Raw genomic sequence first — 19,147 nt, 5'->3', positions numbered from 1 at the left:
CATCTGTTGCTGTGGGTGGTAGGTCAGGGGAGGGGTGTGCCTTGCGGGGACGTAGCGACAACTCGATGTCGGGCATGGTCTACGGGTCGGTGGTCCAAGCGGGCAGCGTCGGGGAGGTGCACTTCCACGACCGGCGACGGGAGCCGCTGATCCCGTACCAGCTGCCGCCCGCGCCGAGGTTGTTCACCAGCCGGGCGCGGGAACTGGCCGCGCTGGACGGCTGGCTCGTGGAGAACGAAGGACATCCGCTGGTCGTCGTGGTGAGCGGGCCCGGAGGCGTGGGCAAGACCTCGCTGGCGCTGCGCTGGCTGCACGACACCCGGTCGGCGTTCCCGGACGGGCAGCTCTACGTCGACCTCGCCGCGCGGACAGGCGACGAACCCATGACGCCGGAAGAGGTGCTTGAATCGTTCCTCCTGGCGTTGGGCATGCCCACCGTCGAGATCCCGTGGGGACTACCGCGAAGACAGGCCGCATTCCGCTCGATGACCGCCGACCGCTCGATCTCGGTGCTACTGGACAACGCTGTGTCCGCGGCCCAGGTCCGGCCGTTGCTCCCGACTTCGGCGCGCAGCGCGGTCGTGGTGACCAGCCGGTGGCGGCTCAGCGGTCTGGCGGTCGACGGCGCCCGGTTCGTCGAGGTCGAGTCGTTCGACGAGGAGTCGTCGGTGGAACTGCTGGAACGAGCGGTCGGCACGCGGGTCGCCTCGGAACCCGACGCGGCTCGGGAACTGGCCCACCTGTGCGCGGGTCTGCCCATCGCGCTATCCGTGATCGGCGCCCGGTTGTCGACCCACCCCCAACGTTCGCTGTCGAAGGAAGTCGGTTCACTGCGCGCGGAACGGCTCGGCACGTTGACCTTGGACGACGGGGTCTCGGTCGAGGCCGTGTTCGACGTCTCCTACTTGGAATTGCCGCCAGGGCACGCGCGGGCGTACCGCCTGTGCGCTCTGCACCCGGGAACGTCCTTCGGTGTGGAGGCGGCGGCCGCCGCGGTGGGCCAGCCGCCGGAGGACGTCGAACCGGTCCTGTCGGACCTCGTGGAGAAGAACCTCCTGAGCGAGGTGGCGGACGAGCGCTTCCGGTACCACGACTTGTTGCGGTTGCACGCACGCCGACACGCGGAATGGGACTCGGCGGCCGAAGGCGACGCCGCCGTGCGTCGCATCGTCGAGTGGTACCTGGAACGGTCCGTGGCCGCGGATCTGGCCGTGGTGCCGGACCGGCCTCGCGTCGGACCGCGCTACGAGTCGGCGGACACGGTGTTCGATCACGTCACCGCCGCGTTGGACTGGCTGGAGGAGGAACGCGCGAACCTGGTCATGGCCATCCGTGAAGCGGCCGAGAGGGAGTGGCACGCACTCGCGTGGCAGGTCGCGGAGACGATGTTCGGGTTCTTCCTCCACCGGCACCACTTCGCCGACTGGATCGCCGCGTTCGAAGCCGGTGCGGAGGCGGCGCGACTCGACCGGCACGCCGTGGCGGAATCCCGGCTGCGCATGCAGCTGGCGATCGGCTACCTGAACGTGGGGCGGCAGACGGACGCGTCCCGCGCGGCATCACGGGCATTGGAGCTGGCTCACCAGGCCGAGGACTTCGCCTCGATCGCCACCGCGCTGCGCCAACTCGGGCGGATCTGTCGACAGCAGGGCGAATCCGAGAACGCGCTGACGTACTTCCGGCGGTCGCTGGAGTTCGAGTCGGCGCTGGGCAGGCGGCGCGGTGAAGCACTCGCCCACCGCAGGATCGGCGAGGCGCTGACCGATTTGGCGCGGCACGAGGAGGCCATGGCCGCGTTCGCCACCGCCGCGGCGATCATGTCGGAGCTGGGCCAGGTGCTCGAACTGGCCCGCGTCCGCACCGTGGCGGCCATACCGGCCCTCGCCCTGGACCGGGTGGACGACGCGGCCGACCTGTTGGACTCCGCGCTGCCGGTGATGGCGGAGACGAAGTCGCCCGACTACATCGCCGACGTGTTGCTGTTGCTGGCCGACGTCGCGTTACGCAGGGACGACCGGCAGCGAGAGCAGGCCCACCTCAAGGCGGCGGAGGCGGCGTACACCCGCGCCGGACAACCGGTACCGGAACGCGTCCGGTCACGTCTCACCGGGTAGACGACGGCGTCGGCCACCGCCACCCACCGCGCGGTGGCCACGCCGTCCTCCGCCACCACGAACCCGTCCCGCGGACCGCCGACGACCCGCCACACGCCGGGCGCCTCGGCCTGCCACTCACCCCACGACACGGGGCACCGCCACCGGCGACACGGGCACCGCTCTCGCGGGCTCGGACAGGCCCATCAGTCGGTACATCGTGCGACGCAGGATGGCGCCGGCCTGATCGGGACACGAGCTGATCGCCTCGGTCATCCCGGGAACCACCGCGGCGGCGTCGAGTTCCGGCCGGAGCGGGTCGAGCACCGGTGCTCGTCGGTACACGAGGTCGGCCAGGCTTCCCTCGCGCAGCACGCCCTCCGGCAGCGGCACGACCGCCACCCGCTTGCCGATCGCCGCCGCGTACTGCGTGCACGACCCGTGATCCCCGACCACCACGTCCGCCGCCACCACCGCGGCCCGCCAGCCCTCCTCGGGCGGGATGACGAGCAGTCCGCGAGGCAGCCACGCGCGCACCTGACGTGCGCCGTGCACGCTCCAGATGTTCGGGTGCAGCACGGCCGCCACCGGTCGACCGGTGGCCAGAAGCCTTTGGTACAGGTCGATGTGCGCGCCGAAGGTCGAGTCGGGCGTCCACGTCGAGCAGACGGTGACCAGCCGCTGTCCCGGCGCGACGCCCAACGCCCGGCGGTAGTGCTCGCGGTACGGCGTGCTCGCCCGCATCCGGTCCAGGCAGATGTCCCCGGCCACCACGGCGACGGGCTCGGCCTCGGGGCACGATTCCCTCAGCGCGCCGAGTTCATCGCGGTGCGACAGCGCGACCGCCGAGGCGACGACGCGCCCGTCGCGGATCAGCTGCTCGCGCGCCAGCCCGTGTGCCGGGAGCGCGTCGCGCCGTCGTGGCCGCGCCCGCGACTTCAACGCGCCCGCGCCGTGTGCCACGACCAGCACGTCGCCGTGCACCTGGTCGATGCCGCGGAAGCTCGCCGCCAGCACCAGGTCGAACCGGTGCCTGATCGCCTGCCCCCACGGCAGGACGTGGCCGTCGAGCCCGCGCACGAACTCGGCCGTCCCGTGCACCGCGCCTTCCGTCGTGAACAGCACCTGCACCCGGTGGTCGGCCTCCAGCAACGGCACCAGGTCCGCCAACCGCGTTCCCGCGACCACGTGCGGCACCACGACGAGCACCGACTTGCACCCCGCCCTTGTCACTCGGCTCCCCGCGCCTAAGCCGATCGGCCCATTCGTCCACAGGTCTCCGGTCACGTGGCACCTCCGCTCAGTAAGCACGACCAGTTGGCATGAGAATCGACGACCACTCTGTCGGGACACTGCTCGGTGATCTTCCGAAACCCTCGAACCGCTGTTCAGGGGCACTGTTGCACGTGCGGTTCCGCAAACATGCGGGCCAGCCTGTCAGGTATCTGTCAAACGTCTACCGGGCGGCGAATAGCGATTTCGCAACGGTAATTGCCTGTTGGTCGTGAGGTGCACCAGACTTCGACTGGACGTCAGCGAGGGGTGGCGCTGTGACCTGCTTGTTTTCGATCTTGGGCGAAACGCGAATGCGCATCGGATCCCGGTTGGACAGGAGCTGGGCGACACCGAAGGCCCGCGGGATGCTGGGGGTGTTGTTGACCAACCCGGGGAGTTGGTTCACCACTTCCGAACTTCTGGAATGGATGTGGGCAGAGGACGACAAACTGCCTCGCAACCTGGCCCAGACGTTCTACAACTACTCCGGTCGGATCAGGCAGGCGTTGCATTTGATGAACGCCGGCGTGGAATTGGAGAATCGAAAAGGCGGCTACCGGGTGACCGCCCTTCGGGCTAACGTCGACTACTTCTTATCGGCTCAACTGCTCGACCGGTCGCGCGAGGCCCGCGAGCCGCGGGACACCTTGAGGGCGGTCCGCCGGGCGATGGAGTACTGGGCCGACGACATCCCGCTCGCCGATCTGCCGGGTGAGCCGGCGCTGGCGTGGCGTCGCCAGGCGCACGAGAACGTCTGGCTCCCGATGCAGAGTGCGTTGTGCTCCAGCCTGTTGGTGGACAACGACTTCCGCGGCGTGATCGCGCACATCGACGGACTGCCGCCCGCCGACTCGGCGTACCTGCCGCTGGTCATGAACCGGCTGGAGGCGATGCACGGCTTGCACTTGCGCAGCGAGATGGACGCCTACTACTACGCCATGAGGCGTCGGCTCCAGGACGAGTTCGAGGATGCCGCCGCGGCGACGCTCAAGAAGTTCTACGAGGGCTTGGCAGAGCCCGCACGAGTGCGACCGCGCGGGCCTGCCCGAACCCTGACCGCACCGCGGCGGCTGCCCCACGACGTCGAGGACTTCGTAGGACGTGACGCCCTGCTCGCCAAGATCGATGCGGTGACGGGCTGCGCCAAGGGTGAGCCCCGCCCGGGCATCGTCCTGCTGCACGGCACCGCGGGAGTCGGCAAGACCGCCCTCGCGCTGCACTGGGCGCACCGGGTCGTCGACTTGTTCCCCGATGGCGTGCTGCACTGCGACTTGAAGGGGTTCGCGGCGGACAAGGCGTTGGACGCGAGTGTGGTGGTCGACCGCTTCCTGGAAGCTCTGGGGGTCGACGTGGACCACCTGACCACCGCCGACCGGCGGGCACGGCAGCTGGAATCCACCTTGCAGGACCGTCGGGCGCTCGTCGTCCTGGACAACGTCCGCGGATTGCGCCAAGTGTCCCCGTTGCTCCCGCTCCTGCGCGACTGCACCGTCCTGGTCACCAGCCGCAACCGGTTACCCGGCCTGGGTCCCCGCGCCTTCCCGGTGGCGCCGCTGGGACCGTCGGAGGCCGCCCGGATGCTCGAAGCACGGATCGGTGATCGGGCCGTGCGCGACCGGTATGCGGTGGAAGACCTGGCCGCGCTGTGCGGTGCCCTGCCGTTGGCGATGGAGATCGTGGCCCACCGGATCGCGGCGAGCCCCGGTGCCGCGCTAGCCGAGTTCGTCGCCCAGCTGAGGGACGAGCGCCGGCTGTTGAACCTCGGCAATCACGGCGCTGACGGCGACATCAGCCTGAAGACGGTGTTCTCGTGGTCCTATCGAGCCTTGACTGGCCTGGACCGTCGGGCGTTCCGGCTGCTCGGCCTGCACCCCGGGCCGGACTTGAGCATCGACGCGGTCACCGCCGTGCTCGGCACGACGCGGTCGGCGGCGTTGGACTGCCTCGAACTGCTGACGTCGGCCCACCTCCTCGAACAGCCGGGCCCGCTGCACCGCTACCGCTTCCACGACTTGCTCCGCGACTACGCCGAGGAATGCGCGCGAGCGGACGAGACGGAGCAGGAACGCGCGCTCGCCGAGCACCGGCTCGTCGACTTCTTCCTGCACACCGCGAAAGCGGCGGACTCGGTGGCGTTCCCGTACCGGCCGGGGAAAGAGGTCCACGACCCGGTGGCCGGCGTGCTGCCGCTGGACTTCGCGCACGACCGGGCGGCGCAGGACTGGTTCATCGAGGAGCGGGGGAACCTCTGCGCCGTCATCGACCGCGCCGCACGCAGGGGCATGCACTCCCGCGTGTGCCAGCTGGCCCATGTTGTCACCGACATGTTCCGTCGGTGCGGCTATTACGAGGAATCCCGTGAAGTGCTCACGCTCGTGGTCGGGTCCGCGCAGCTGGAGGGTGACCTGGACGCCGAAGCCGCGGCGTACAACGATCTCGGCCTGGTGTGCTTCGAGCAGTCGGCGTTCTTCGAAGCGCGCAAGCACTTCCACCACGCGCACGCGATGGCCCAGCGGATGGGCAGCAAACGCGGTACCGCGACGTCGTTGCACCTCCTGGCCCGGGTCGACGTCGCCGAGGACAGGATCGAGGACGGCTTGCGCCGCTACGACGAGGTCCTGCGTCTGGCCCGCGAGGCGAACGACGGCACGCTCGCGGCGGGCACCCTGCACCGGTTGGGCGTGCTGGCGATGAGCCGCAACAACCGCGTGGACGCGGCGAAGTTGTTCCACCGCGCGCTGGAGTTGCGCGAGGAGCTCGGCATCCTGACCGGGCAGGCGGACACCCTCGGCGAACTGGCCGAGCTGCACCGGCGGCAAGGTGAACTGCGCACCGCGGAGGGCTACATCAGTCGGGCGATCCGCCTGCACATGCGCACCCGGGCACAGGCCTTGGCCGCCCGCGCGTGCGAGGTCTGGGCGGCGGTCCACCGGGATCGGGGGGATCTGGTCGGCGCCACCCACTGCGCGCGTCGAGCCGTCCAGCTCTACGACCGGGTGGGCAACTCCAAGCACAAGGCGGACGCCTTGGTGCTGCTCGGTGACCTGAGGTGGGCAGCCAAGGCGTACGCGGCGGCCACCGAGGGGTGGGAGCAGGCGTTGAAGATCTTCACGGACGCCGGTGATCCGCGTGCGGCGGAGGTCGCGGCCAAGCTCGACCCCTTCGACGGTGAACGGACCGTGCCCAACGCCAGGGATCCACGTTGGTCGGATGAGGCTTCCGGAATGGGACGCGAAACCCGGCAGGCCTGAAGGTCGAGCTGCCTGGTCGACGGGGCAAATACCAAGACGGACATCCTGCTTGGTTAATGGAACCGCATTTGTGCGCTTTCGCTGCGTAGGCAGACAAAACCGGCCGGGTGACACCTGTGGCCGCGCGATCGGGGGCATACCGCCGGTCCCGTTACAGCATGTAACCAGCCATCTGGGCTAACCTTGCGGTGATCGAGTGGTCGACTCTGCCGCTGGTCCCACATTTTCGATCACTGATGAGGTACCACTGGGGCACGCGTCGCTCGATCGTGTGTGCGAGCGCCTGTATTCCGCTCATTCGGCGTAGCCAGCGGGATTCCACCCCAGTGCCGGTCCCTTGAAGGGCTCTGACACGATCATCTCGCCTCCGAACCCGAGACCGGAGGTCAAACATAGGACGACTTAAAAGAAGGTTCCTCGTGTCACAGAGCTGGAAGCTTGTTGGTGTGGCGTTCACCCTTCTGGGGATGTTCGCAGTCGTGGCCGCGACGGACTACTGGTCCATCGACGCCGTCGACCGCACGCAGGTGTCCGAAGCCGCCTGAGCACACCCGGGGCCGGTCCTGTCCGTGCGGACGGGACCGGCCTTCCCGCTCCTGTCGGTTCGCTGTAGATGCCGCGTCACGCGCGCGGTGCGCTTCACCGCGCGCCGAGCGTTGCGAAACACTCCCGGGGCCGCCGCAAAGTGAGAAGGAGTGCTCATGCAACGCACACTCGGTGCGCTGGCAGCCGTGGTGCTGGGGGTTTCCCTCGTCGCCACCGCGCCCGCCGCCGCAGCGCAAGCACACCCGTTCCCCACCGAGTTCGGGTTGCCTGACGGGTTCCTGCCCGAGGGCATCGCGATCGGGGCCGCGCCGACCGCCTACTTCGGGTCGCGGGCCGATGGGGACCTGTTCCGCGTCGACCTCCGCACCGGGCGCGGTGAGGTGTTCAGCCAGGGGCCGGGGACCGCGTCGGTCGGGTTGAAGGTCGATCGGCGCAAGCGGCTGTTCGTGGCCGGCGGGGCGGGTGGTGACGGGCGGGTGGTCGACGCTCGAACGGGAGAGATCCTCAAGTCCTACGAGTTCGCCGCCGACGCGAACACATTCGTCAACGACGTCGTGATCACCGACGACGCCGCGTACTTCACCGACTCGCGCAAGGCGGTGCTGTATCGCGTCGCGTTCGGTCGGCACGGCGAGTTGGCGAAGTCGCACACCGCGATTCCGCTGACCGGTGACTTCGTGCTGACGCCCGGCGTCATCAACGCCAACGGCATCGCGGAGACGCCTGACGGCAAAGCGCTGTTGATCGTCCAGAGCAACACCGGCCAACTGCACCGGGTCGACGCGCGCACGGGCGTGACGACCGCCGTCGACCTCGGCGGCGAGGTGCTGACCAACGGCGACGGGCTGCTGGTCGAGCGCCGCACGCTCTACGTCGTGCAGAACCGGCTGAACACCGTCGCGGTGTTTTCCCTGTTCAGGGACGGGTCGGCTGGAACACTGGTGACCAAGGTCACCGACTCGCGGTTCGACGTGCCGACCACGGTCGCGTCGTTCGCGGGCCGGCTCTACCTGCCCAACGCCCGTTTCACCACACCGCCCACGCCCACGACGACGTACAACGCCGTTTCGGTGCCGAAGCCGTGAAAGTCAGGGGGCCGGTGCCGAGAAGTTCACATCGGCCCCCTGTTCGTGGCATCACTCGACTGGGTAACCTCATCGTCGCGTCGCGCAAGTGATCGCTGTCTCTTCGTAATAATGATCTTCGAGTGTTACCGTTCCGTCGCCGATCGGGTGAAGAAGAGGCAGCGTTCCTAGTGCTGCGCCTGACCAGGCAACGGACGAGGCTGCGGAGCGCTGTGAAGCAGAAGAGCACCACGGAGACGAACTACAAGACGATCCGATCGCGACTCACCGGCGTCGTCGTCGTCCCCAGCATCGTCCTGCTCATCATGTGGGCGCTGTTCTCGTCGTACACCCTGTTCGACGGCTTCTACCTCCGGGCCGTCGCCTCCGGCGTGAAGGACGCGTCGATCCCGGCGGTCCAGACGTTCGCCGCGCTGCAGAAGGAGCGCGAGCTCAGCATGACCGTGCTGAGCCAACCCGGCCGCGGCACCAGCGACCTCGAGGTGCAGCAGGCCGAGACCGACCGGGCCGTCGACACCATGCGCACGGCGTTCGACGAGCTGGCGTCGCAGGCACCGCAGGAGATCGTCGACAAGATCAACGCGCTCAACGTGCTGCTGGACCAGCTGCCGCAGCGCCGTTCGGCCCTCGAAGCGGGACGCGCGTCGAAGTCCGAGATCTACACGTACTACAACAGCCTCCTCGACGCCGGTGACGCGCTGTTCAGCGTGCAGGCCCGAGTGGTTCCCGACCACGAGTCCGTCAAGGGCGCCATCACCGCCACCGAGTACTTCAAGGCCGCGGACTGGATGTCCCGCGCCACGTCGCTCGCGTCGAGCGCCCTGGCCGCCGGTGAGTTCTCGTCACCGGAGGAGCACATCGAGTTCGCCAACCTCGTCGGCGCCTACCACTCCTCCTACGAGTCGATCGCGCCCTACGCCCGGCCGGAAGTGCGCGAGCACTACCAGTTCATGATCGAGGGCGACGCGTGGAAGCGGCTGGTCGAGTTCGAGGGCAGGCTGATCCAGAGCGGCGAGAAGCCGTCGGACGCCGGGTCGCTGCAGGAGTGGCAGAACGTCAGCGGCCCGATCTCCGACGAGTTGACCTCGCTGGTCAGCGAACAGGCCTCCAGCGCCGTGAACGTCACCATGGCCCGCGGTGAGAGCAAGTTCCGCACCGTGCTGATCGGCAGCCTGGTCGCGCTGCTCGCCGTGATCATCGGCATCCTGATCGCGATCCGCACGTCGAACCGCCTGGTCAACCGGGCCCTGATCACGCGTCTCGCGGCGTTGAAGAAGGACTCGCTGACCCTGGCGCACGAACGGCTGCCCGACATCGTCGACCGGCTCCGCGAGGGCAAGCACGTCGACGTCGAGGTCGAGGTGCCGCCGCTGGACTACGGCAGCGACGAGATCGGCCAGGTGGCCGACGCGTTCAACGCCGCCCAGTACACCGCCGTCGCCGCGGCTGTCAAGGAGAGCCAGGCCCGCGAAGGCGTGAACCGGGTCTTCCTCGACATCGCGCACCGCAACCAGGGCCTGGTGCACCGCCAGCTGAAGATCCTGGACAAGCTGGAGCGCGAGGAGGAGAACCCCGAGCAGCTCGACGCGCTGTTCCAGCTCGACCACCTCGCCACCCGCGCCCGGCGCAACGCGGAGAACCTGATCATCCTCGCGGGCGAGCAGCCCGGCAGGCAGTGGCGCAAGCCCGTGCGGCTGCTCGACGTGCTGCGCGCCGCCGTCGCCGAGACCGAGCAGTACGTCCGGGTGAAGGTGAACCCCGTGCCCGACACAGCGCTGGTGGGCGCGGCCGTCGCCGACACCATCCACCTGATCGCCGAGCTGGTGGACAACGCCACCGCGTTCTCCTCGCCGCGGTCGCAGGTGCAGGTGCACGCCAGCGAGGTGCCGCAGGGGATCGTGGTCGAGATCGAGGACCACGGCCTGGGCATCAACCCCGAGGACCGCGAGCAGCACAACGCGATGCTGGCCGACCCGCCGGAGTTCGACGCGATGCGCCTGCGCGGCGAGTCGCGCCTGGGCCTGTTCGTGGTCGCCCGGCTGGCCGCCCGCCGCGGCATCCACGTCGAGCTGCGCGAATCGCCCTACGGCGGCACGCTGGCGATGGTCCTCATCCCGTCCGCGATCGTCGCGGGCCCCACCACGGCGACGGAGCCCGCCGAGACCCGGCAGCTGCCCCGCCGCTCCTTCCACGAGATCCCGGAGCAGGGCGACGACTCAGTGCGAGACGCCAGGTTTCCCAACAGTTCCCGAGACCTGGAAGGGTTCTGGGCCCAAGCCGAGGCCGCGGCCAACGAACATCCCCTTCCAGAGGTCGAACGACTGAGCGGCGGGCTGGACCTGTCGCAGCGCAGTGGCGAGCTCGAGCTGTCGCAGCACAGCGGCGAGCTGGAGCTGCCGCAGCGGAAGCGGGCCACGTCCGAGTGGCCCGCCGAAGAACCGGGGTCGGCCGCCACCGCCGCCGACCGACCCGAACTGCCACGCAGGCGCCGTCAGCAGAACCTGGCGCCACAGTTGGTGCGCAACGATTTCCACCCTTCGCCCGAACCGCTCCCCGAGGTCGATCCCGAGAAGTCCGCCGAGAGGGTCCGCAAGGGCCTGTCGGCGTTCCAACGGGGCACACGCGACGCCCGTCGGACACCCGACGACCTCGAACCGTGATCAGCAGCAGTGGCCGGACGACTGGAAACCGGAAAGGCAACCCGATGAACGACATGACCAGCCAGCACAACGAACTGAACTGGTTGTTGGAGGACCTGGTCGGCCGGGTGGTCGGAGCTCGGCACGCGGTGGTCCTCTCGGCCGACGGTCTGCTGCTGGGCCGCTCACCCGGGCTGTCGAAGGACGACTCGGACCACCTGTCGGCGATGGCGTCGGCGTTCCAGAGCCTGGCCCGCGGCACCGGGCGGCACTTCGGCGGCGGCGCCGTGCGGCAGACCATCGTCGAGATGGAGCACGCCTACCTCTTCGTCACCGCGGCCGGCCACGGCGCCTGCCTGGCCGTCCTTGGCGAAGAGGACTCCGACATGGGCATGATCGCCTACGAGATGAACATGCTCGTCAAGCGCGTCGGCACGTACCTGTCCTCGGCGCCGCGCGGCACCGCCGCGGCGAGCCTGCCCGCCGCCCGAAGGTCCTCCTGATGGCCGGCCGCGAGGACTGGTGGTACGACGAGGCCGCGGGCCCGTTGGTCCGCCCGTACGCGATGGTGCGGGGTCGGACCCGCCCGCTGCGACCGGAGCTGCACCTGGTGACGCAGGTGCGCGCGATGCCGTCGCCGTCGGACCCGGACGCGCTGTCGGTCGAGCACATGGAGATCATGGAGCTGTGCCGCCGCCCGTTGTCCGTCGCCGAGGTCGCCGCGTACCTCGACGTGCCGCTCGTCGTCGTCAAGGTGCTGTTGAGCGATCTCATCCAACGCGGTGACGTCGTGATCCGAGACCCCTCCCGAGTCCCGCAAGTGCCGGACCGGAACCTGCTCCAGGCGGTGTTGGATGGTGTCCGTGGAATCTGAGCGGCCGGGTGGGGAACTGCTCGTACCCACCCCAGTGAAGATCGTCATCGCCGGTGGCTTCGGCACCGGGAAGACGACGATGGTCAACTCGGTCAGCGAGATACCGCCGCTGCACACCGAGGAGCTGCTCACCGAGGCCGGTGTCGGCGTCGACGACGTGCTGGGCCTGGAGTCCAAGGAGACGACCACGGTCGCCCTCGACTTCGGCCGCATCACGATCAACCCCGAGGTGGTGCTGTACCTGTTCGGCACCCCGGGCCAGAACCGGTTCTGGTTCATGTGGGACGAGCTGGCCTACGGCGCGATCGGCGCGGTGATCCTGGTCGACACGCGGCGGCTGGACAGCAGCTTCCCGTCGATCGACTTCTTCGAGCGGCGCGGCATCCCGTTCATCATCGCGGTGAACTGCTTCGAGGGCGCGCACAGCTACGAGGTCGAAGAGGTGCGCCGGGCCCTGGACGTGGACGCCGCCATCCCGCTCGTGCTGTGCGACGCGCGGGACCGCGAGTCGGCCAAGACGGTGCTGGTGAGCCTGATCCAGCACACGATGGACCGCCTCGACGCGATGGCGTGAGCCCGACCCGGTGACGGGTGACCGCGAACGGTCACCCGTCCCGCCTCACACCACCGGTTCGAGCTGGCAGTTGAAGTGCCGCAACAGCTTCGGCACGTGCGTCAGCCGGTACCCGGGCACCCGCTCGGGGTCCTTCGCGATCTCCGCCAGCGTCTCGCCGACGTACTCCAGGTGGCTCTGCGTGTAGACCCGGCGCGGGATGGCGAGGCGGACCAGCTCGTACGGCGCCGGCTTGACCAGCTCACCCGCCTCGTCCAGCTCGCCGAGGTACAGCGAGCCCAGTTCCGCGCATCGGATGCCGCCCGCCAGGTACAGCTCGGTGGCCAGGGCGAACCCCGGGAACCGGCTCGGCGGCAGGTGCGGCAGCAGGCGCCCGGCGTTGAGGTACACCGCGTGCACGCCGGTCGGCCGCACGCTGTCCACCCCCGCGGCCCGGGCCAGCTCGGCCACGTACGCGGTGGCGTCGGCCCGGGCCCGCAGGTACTCCGGGTCGGTCACCTCCAGCAGGCCTTGCGCCAGCATCTCCAGGTCGCGGCCGGCGAGACCGCCGTACGTGCGGAAGCCCTCGGTCGCGATCAGCAGCAGCTCGCACTTGGCGGCCAGCTCGGGGTCGCGGATCGCGAGCAACCCTCCCATGTGGACGATGGCGTCCTTCTTCAGGCTCGCCACGCACCCGTCGGCCAGCCGGAACGCCTCCTCCGCGACCTGCCGGGGCGTGTGGTGCTCGTAGCCCGGCTCCCGTTGCGTGACCAGCCACGCGTTCTCCGCGAACCGCGCCGCGTCGAGGAAGAACGGCACACCGTGGCGGCGGGCGATCTCACCCGCCGCCTTGATGTTGGCCATCGACACCGGCTGCCCACCACCACCGTTGTTGGTGATGGTGAGCACGACGACGGCGACGTCCTGAGGGCCGGACAGGATGGCTTCCAGCGCCTCCAGGTCGATGTCGCCCTTGAACGGCGCGTCGTCGTCGAGGTCCGCGGCGGCCCGGCACGGCAGGTCTACGGCCTGACCGCCGAGGATCTCGACGTTCGCGCGCGTGGTGTCGAAGTGCGTGTTGCTGACGCTGACCTGGCCCGGCTTGAGCAGCGCGGTGAACAGGATCCGCTCGGCCGCGCGTCCCTGGTGGACGGGGAACGCGTGCGGGTAGCCGGTCAGGTCCTGCACCACGTCGCGGAACCGGTAGTAGGAGCGCGCACCCGCGTAGGTCTCGTCACCGCGCAGTCCCGCCGCCTGCTGCTCGGCCGACAGGGCGCCGGTGCCCGAGTCGCTGAGCAGGTCGATCGTCACATCGGTGGCGGCGAGGTTGAACGGGTTGTACCCGGCCGCGGCCAGCGCCCGTTCGCGGTGCGCTCGGGTGGTGATCGGGATGGGCTCCACGACCTTGATGCGGTACGGCTCCATCGTGGGCATGGGTGACTCCTAGTACTAGCCTGCCAGGCTGATCGAACGGGGTGAGGCCGTGTCGTAGGCCTCGGAAGAGAGGTAGACGGTGATGCCGGGGCGCGGTCTGCCCATGCGCAGCGACACGTGGGCGATCAGGCCGACGCCCTCGTCCAGCGGTCGACGGGCGATGGCGCGCAGCGCGCTGTCGAACTGCGTGGGGTCGAGGTCGTACTTGGCCATCACCGCGAGCACCCGCCTGCGTGCTTCTTCGTCATCGGCGACGTAGTCGCGGATCGGCACGTACAGGGAATAGCCGCTCGGTGCCTGCGCGTCGCCGTCCAGGAACGTGTAGCTGGAAATCAGCGGGCGTCGGTCGAACGTTCCGGTGCTGCCGCCGGTGAGCAAGCAGAAATCGGGCACCCTGTCCACATCGACACCCCGCGCGGCGTTCGCGGCACGCGTGACGTCCGTTACATCCGCGGCGTGGTGGGAGATGTAGACCTTCACCCGGGCCCGCCGTTGTTCCACCAGGTCGAGTGCGAAGAACGAATATTTGTCAAGTCCGGGCCTGGTCACCGCGTGGGCGCGCAGTACCGGGAAACCGGCGGCGAAACCGGTCCGGGTCAGCGCTTCCCGGATCAACCCCTCGGCGGCGGCTTCGCCGCGCACTTCCGGGTTGAGGTAGACCTTCACCGCGGGCGCTTCGTCGGGGCGGAACACCAGCGAGTACCAGAACGTGAAATCGCTTTCCGGGTGGTCCGGCAGGAACAGGCTCTTGACCGCGTCGAAACGGCGGGTGTCCAGGTTCTCCCGGTGCCGCATCCGGTCGAGCGCGGCGAGCGCCGCCGCGGTGTTGGCCGCACGGGAAGGCCTGGTCGCGGTGGGTTCGACGATCGTGCGGAGGATCGGGGACTCTCCTGCCGCGAACGCCGTGGAGAACTCGACCGGGGTGTGGTCGTCGGCGACGTCGGAGGGCCAGGTCGGACTGCCGGAAACCGGGCGCAGGCCACCGGGTCCGAGCGCGTCCGCGAGCAATCCCACGGATTTGACGGTGTTTTCCGTGATGCCCAGAGAATGCAGCAGGGCACTGAGCTGTCGGCCCGTAAAATCGCGTATGGATACTTTTTGAGGGTCCAAGGCGGGGTTCTCCTCGTGGGGGGCGAGTCGAAAGTTACGCTAGGCGAAGCAATCTTGTCCACCGGGCGGCCGTAGCGTGACGTAGGGCACTCTAAAGGCAGGTCACAGGTCCTGTCGATCAGTGGTCACGAGGAAGGGGACGGTAATCAAGACTACTCCGAACGGCCTATTGACTAGACCTTCGTCAGTCTTTCGCACTAATCGCGTGCCGGGGTTCGATGACGGATCGTGGCTTTTTGTCCCCAGTGCCGCCCGAGGTACGGTCGAACGTTCGCCGGCTAATGCGTTCCACCATTCAAGACGCTGCTGTTAATTGTTCGCCGCGTTGTTCGCGTGACGCTGGCGACCCGGTGTGGTAAAGCGGCCCGGACAAGCGGACGGGGCCGCCGATCACCAGGATCGACGGCCCCGCGCACGCCCGGTCGGGCGTTCGGCTCAGGACGCGTAGTTGTGGAACCCGCGCCCGCTCTTCTTGCCCAGCAGCCCCGCGTCCACCATGCGCAGCAGCAACGGCGGCGGCGAGTACAGCGGCTCCTTGAACTCCTCGTACATCGACTCGGCGATGGCCTTGGTGGTGTCCAGGCCGATCAGGTCGGTCAGGCGCAGCGGACCCATCGGGTGCGCGCAGCCGAGCACCATGCCGTTGTCGATGTCCTCGGCGCTGGCGAAACCGGACTCCAGCATCCGGATCGACGACAGCAGGTAGGGGATCAGCAGGGCGTTGACCACGAACCCGGCCCGATCCTGCGAGCGGATGACCTCCTTGTGCAGCACCCCGGTCACGAACTCCTCGGCCCTGGCCCTGGTCCGCTCGCCGGTCAGCAGCGACGGCACCAGCTCCACCAGCTTCAGCACCGGCACCGGGTTGAAGAAGTGCACGCCGATGACCTGCTCGGGACGGCCGGTGGCCATGCCCAGTTTCATGATCGGGATCGAGGAGGTGTTGGACGCGAAGATCGCGTCCGGGTCCACGACGACCTTGTCCAGCGCCGCGAACACCTCCGTCTTGACCTGCTCGTTCTCCGCGACGGCTTCCACGACCAGGTTCCGGTCGGCGAAGTCGGCGAGGTCGGTGGTGAACCGCAGGCGCTCCAGTGCGGCGTCCCGGTCCTCGGCGGACAGCTTGCCGCTGCGCACGCCACGGCCGAGCGAAGAGGCGATCCGCCCCCGCGCGGCCTCCGTGGCGTCCGGGCTGACCTCGGCCACCAGCACGTCCAGCCCGGCCCGCGCGCAGACCTCGGCGATGCCGGAGCCCATCAGGCCCGATCCCACCACTCCAACACGTTGAATGTCACTCACGCCCCGATCCTGCCAGGGCCGTCCCCGATGGGCACATCTCCACTGGGGTTCTCCACAGCCGAACGGGCGGTGCTCCTCATGGTCGGCCGCCGTGCCGCGGCCTAGCGTTGCCGTCGTGATGATCAACACTGCGATAGCCGGTGTCGTCCTGGCCGTGACCAGCGCGTTTCCCGCGTTGGACGGGTGGGTCGAGCAAGACTGGGCCTCAGCGGCGCTGCTGACCGTCGAGGACGCCACCGGCACCCGCGCGGACGCGGCGGGTGAGGCGTCGGTCGGCGGGTACTTCCGGATCGGCAGCGTGACCAAGACGTTCGTGGCCACCGTCGTGCTGCAGCTGGTGGACGAGGGCGCGGTCGGGCTGGACGACCCCGTGGACCGGTACGTGGCCGGTGTGCCGAAGGGCGAGAACGGCGACCGCGTCACCGTGCGCCAGGTGCTCAACCACACCAGCGGCCTCTACGACTACATGCACGAGGAGGGCTACTCGACCAACCGGTGGCGCGGCGCGGACCGGTTCCGGAGCTACCGGCCGCGGGAGCTGCTGGACGTGGCGTTCGCGCACGAGGCCTACTTCGACCCCGGGAAGGGGTGGCACTACTCGAACACCAACTACGTCGTCGCCGGGATGCTGATCGAACGCGTGACCGGCCGGACCTACGGCGACGAGGTGCGCTCACGCGTCCTGCGCCCGCTCGGCCTGGCGCACACCAGCGTGCCGGGATGGCGGCCCGGCCTGCCGCACCCGCACGCCCGCGGCTACACGCAGGTCGACGGACGACTGGTCGACGCGACGCTGATGAACCCGACCCTGGACTGGGCGGCGGGCGAGATGATCTCCACCGCCGAGGACCTCAACCGGTTCTTCGACGCGCTCCTGAGCGGGCGGCTGACCAGCGCGGCGTCCCTCGACGCCATGCGGCAGACCGTGGAGGTGAAGGACACCGGCACGATCTTCGCCTACGGCCTGGGGTTGCAGCGGTTCGACCTGCCGTGCGGCCGTTCGATCTGGGGTCACGGCGGTGAGCTGATCGGCTACCGCACCTACGCCACGCGCGCCGACGACGGCACGCGGGCGACGTTGTCCTACAACCCGCTGCCCGTCGACGTGCCGGGAGAGGCGGTCATCGGGCTGCTCGCCTCGGTCTACTGCTGACCACCCGACCCTCGCACCCGTCGGCGACGGCGGGTGCGAGGTGGTGTCCGGTGGGTCAGCCCGGGGCGCCGAAGTCCTGCGTCCAGTAGGACTTGTTGTTGCCGTCCACGGCGTGGGCGACGCCGAGGTCGCGCAGTTCGCAGTTCACGATGTTGGCGCGGTGGCTCTCGCTGTTCATCCAGGCGCGCACGACCTCCTCCGCGGTGCCGAGGCCGGCCGCGATGTTCTCCGCCATCAGCCGATAGGTATACCCCGCCTCGGTGACGCGTTGTCCCGCTGTGCTGCCGTCCGAGCCGGTGTGGCTGAAGTTGCCGGTGCGTGCCATGTCGTCGCTGTGCCGCCTGGCCGCCGCGTCGAGTTGGGCGTTCGCGGTGAGGGCCGGGCAGCCGACGGCGGCGCGTTCCCCGTTCGTCAGGCTCAAAACCCGGTCTGCGAAGGTCTGGGTGGCGAGGGCGGGCGTGGCCGTGGCCAGGAGTGCCGCGACCGCCAAACCTGCCGTGAACGTCCTGCGTCCCATGTCTGCGTGCCTCCTCGTGGGCGGGTTCCTGTTGTCAAGGGGTTCCCACTTACGAGAGGACCTGTATTCCACGATAGGTGGAACCGTGGTGACCTCGTGTCAACGGACTCCCGGGGCCACGTCGTCTTGGGGGTGGAGGTAACGATGCGCAGTGATCCGGGGTCCCCCGAGGGGTTCGCCGAGTTCGTCGCCGAACGGTCCGGCTCGCTGGTCCGCGCCGCGTGGTTGCTCACCGGCGACGCCCACAAGGCCGAAGACCTGGTGCAGGTGGCGCTCGTGCGGCTGTGGGAGCGCTGGTCGAAGGTCGACGAGCCGGGCGCTTATGCCCGGCGGGTGCTCTACACGACGTACATGACCTGGTGGCGGCGGCGGTGGCGGGCGGAGACGCCGTCGGTCGCGGTGCCGGACGCCGTGACGCGGGACGACGTGGAGGGCGACGCGGTCGTGCGGCTGGCGGTGCGGGCCCGGCTCGCGCGGTTGAGCAGCCGGCAGCGGGCGGTGGTGGTGCTGAGGTTCTTCGAGGACTGCAGCGTGGAGGACGCGGCCCGGGTGCTGGGCTGCTCCACCGGGTCGGTCAAGACGCACACGTCGCGCGCGCTCGCCGTGCTGCGGGAGGACGCCGTGCTCAGGACGTTGATGGACGAGGGGGTAGTGCTGTGAAGGGCTTGCGCGGACTGCTGGCCGACGCCGTGCCGGACCTGCCGGAGGTCGACCGGGTGGCGGAGGTGGGTCGACGGGTGCGGCGGCGTCGCCGGGCCCGCGGTGTGGTGGCGGCGGGCGTGGTCGTCTCGCTGACCGCGGGCGCGCTGGTCGGCACCCAGTGGTTCAACCCCGTGCGGGAGGAGAGCCCGGTCGCCACCGCCGCGCCGATCGTGGTGATGCCCGCGCTCGACTGCCCCGCCGAGGTGCGGCACAAGCCCCCGCGGCAAGGAGCGGAGGGCCCGGTGGCGGACGAGTCGGCGGTGAACGCCCTGCTCTGCGTCTACGGCGGGACGCCGGGCGCCTACTACCGCGCCGAGATCCGGCACGACGTCGCGACCGTGGTGCGGGCGATGAACGAGTTGTCCGCCGAGTACCCCTACCCGTACGAGGTCGACGGCTGCAGGATGGATTGGCGCGGGCACTACGCGATCGTCTTCGGCTACCCAAACGGGACGCGGCACCAGGTCCGCGTCGACCTGAACTGCGGCACGCTGTTCCGCGACGACCTCATCCGCTTCGGCGACATCACGCGGCCGGTGGAGGTGTTCGCCGCGATCGTGCGCGCCGACGGCGGCGAGCCGCCGTACCTGCCCGGCAAGCGGTGACCGGTGGTCGG

The 19,147-nt window shown here is 69.4% G+C and carries 15 protein-coding genes; 10 read left to right on the top strand and 5 right to left on the bottom strand.

What is annotated here, in order from left to right:
• Window positions 1-41: 41 nt before the first annotated feature.
• Window positions 42-2,114: a tetratricopeptide repeat protein gene (locus A6A25_RS06055; protein ID WP_158073685.1), complete on the top strand. Its 2,073-nt coding sequence runs from the start codon at window positions 42-44 to the stop codon at window positions 2,112-2,114.
• A 117-nt stretch (window positions 2,115-2,231) separates the two neighbouring features.
• Here A6A25_RS06055 and A6A25_RS06050 read toward each other — a convergent pair whose 3' ends face one another.
• Window positions 2,232-3,302: a hypothetical protein gene (locus A6A25_RS06050; protein WP_241828515.1), complete on the bottom strand. Its 1,071-nt coding sequence runs from the start codon at window positions 3,300-3,302 to the stop codon at window positions 2,232-2,234.
• A gap of 494 nt (window positions 3,303-3,796) precedes the next feature.
• Here A6A25_RS06050 and A6A25_RS06045 point away from each other — a divergent pair, with 494 nt between their 5' ends.
• From A6A25_RS06045 to A6A25_RS06020, 6 genes are all read left to right on the top strand, one after another.
• A complete protein-coding gene (locus A6A25_RS06045) occupies window positions 3,797-6,619 on the top strand; it encodes an ATP-binding protein (RefSeq protein ID WP_143192979.1) in 2,823 nt (940 codons plus the stop codon).
• 701 nt (window positions 6,620-7,320) lie between these two features.
• Window positions 7,321-8,250: an SMP-30/gluconolactonase/LRE family protein gene (locus A6A25_RS06040; RefSeq protein ID WP_073886769.1), complete on the top strand. Its 930-nt coding sequence runs from the start codon at window positions 7,321-7,323 to the stop codon at window positions 8,248-8,250.
• Window positions 8,251-8,462: 212 nt separating this feature from the next.
• Window positions 8,463-10,910, top strand: a complete 2,448-nt coding sequence (locus A6A25_RS06035; protein WP_073886768.1) for a sensor histidine kinase — start codon at window positions 8,463-8,465, stop codon at window positions 10,908-10,910.
• A gap of 44 nt (window positions 10,911-10,954) precedes the next feature.
• Window positions 10,955-11,392, top strand: coding sequence for a roadblock/LC7 domain-containing protein (locus tag A6A25_RS06030; protein WP_053718071.1), 438 nt, complete (start codon window positions 10,955-10,957; stop codon window positions 11,390-11,392).
• A complete protein-coding gene (locus tag A6A25_RS06025; RefSeq protein ID WP_053718070.1) occupies window positions 11,392-11,763 on the top strand; it encodes a DUF742 domain-containing protein in 372 nt (123 codons plus the stop codon). Before A6A25_RS06030 ends, A6A25_RS06025 begins: the two co-directional genes overlap by 1 nt.
• The gene (locus tag A6A25_RS06020) at window positions 11,744-12,337 is read left to right on the top strand and encodes a GTP-binding protein (RefSeq protein ID WP_073886767.1); all 594 of its coding nucleotides are present in this window, start codon (window positions 11,744-11,746) and stop codon (window positions 12,335-12,337) included. Before A6A25_RS06025 ends, A6A25_RS06020 begins: the two co-directional genes overlap by 20 nt.
• A 45-nt stretch (window positions 12,338-12,382) precedes the next feature.
• Here the strand turns inward: A6A25_RS06020 and A6A25_RS06015 are convergent, their stop codons facing one another.
• The 3 genes from A6A25_RS06015 to A6A25_RS06005 all read right to left on the bottom strand — a co-directional run bounded on the left by A6A25_RS06015 (window position 12,383) and on the right by A6A25_RS06005 (window position 16,159).
• The gene (locus tag A6A25_RS06015; RefSeq protein ID WP_073886766.1) at window positions 12,383-13,750 is read right to left on the bottom strand and encodes a tryptophanase; all 1,368 of its coding nucleotides are present in this window, start codon (window positions 13,748-13,750) and stop codon (window positions 12,383-12,385) included.
• Window positions 13,751-13,765: 15 nt separating this feature from the next.
• Window positions 13,766-14,764 carry a tryptophan dimethylallyltransferase family protein gene (locus A6A25_RS06010; protein WP_241828514.1) on the bottom strand — a complete coding sequence of 333 codons (999 nt, stop codon included), beginning with the start codon at window positions 14,762-14,764 and terminating at the stop codon, window positions 13,766-13,768.
• Window positions 14,765-15,295: 531 nt separating this feature from the next.
• Window positions 15,296-16,159, bottom strand: coding sequence for a 3-hydroxybutyryl-CoA dehydrogenase (locus A6A25_RS06005; RefSeq protein ID WP_073886764.1), 864 nt, complete (start codon window positions 16,157-16,159; stop codon window positions 15,296-15,298).
• A gap of 118 nt (window positions 16,160-16,277) precedes the next feature.
• On the opposite strand from A6A25_RS06005, the gene A6A25_RS06000 reads away from it, so the two are divergent.
• The gene (locus A6A25_RS06000; RefSeq protein WP_073886824.1) at window positions 16,278-17,312 is read left to right on the top strand and encodes a serine hydrolase domain-containing protein; all 1,035 of its coding nucleotides are present in this window, start codon (window positions 16,278-16,280) and stop codon (window positions 17,310-17,312) included.
• Window positions 17,313-17,367: 55 nt separating this feature from the next.
• Here A6A25_RS06000 and A6A25_RS05995 read toward each other — a convergent pair whose 3' ends face one another.
• Complete coding sequence (locus tag A6A25_RS05995; protein WP_073886763.1) at window positions 17,368-17,829, bottom strand: CAP domain-containing protein; 462 nt, start codon at window positions 17,827-17,829, stop codon at window positions 17,368-17,370.
• Window positions 17,830-17,973: 144 nt separating this feature from the next.
• Between A6A25_RS05995 and A6A25_RS05990 the strand changes: the two genes are divergently transcribed.
• Both A6A25_RS05990 and A6A25_RS05985 read left to right on the top strand, forming a co-directional pair.
• A complete protein-coding gene (locus tag A6A25_RS05990) occupies window positions 17,974-18,489 on the top strand; it encodes a SigE family RNA polymerase sigma factor (protein ID WP_073886762.1) in 516 nt (171 codons plus the stop codon).
• A complete protein-coding gene (locus A6A25_RS05985; protein ID WP_073886761.1) occupies window positions 18,486-19,136 on the top strand; it encodes a hypothetical protein in 651 nt (216 codons plus the stop codon). The genes A6A25_RS05990 and A6A25_RS05985 overlap by 4 nt, the downstream gene beginning before the upstream one ends.
• Window positions 19,137-19,147: the final 11 nt, after the last annotated feature.

The sequence above is a fragment of the Saccharothrix sp. CB00851 genome (assembly GCF_001905065.1).
Lineage (GTDB): Bacteria > Actinomycetota > Actinomycetes > Mycobacteriales > Pseudonocardiaceae > Actinosynnema.
The sequence above is the reverse complement of the archived record's forward strand: the minus strand, read 5'-3'. Positions and strand labels throughout refer to the sequence as shown.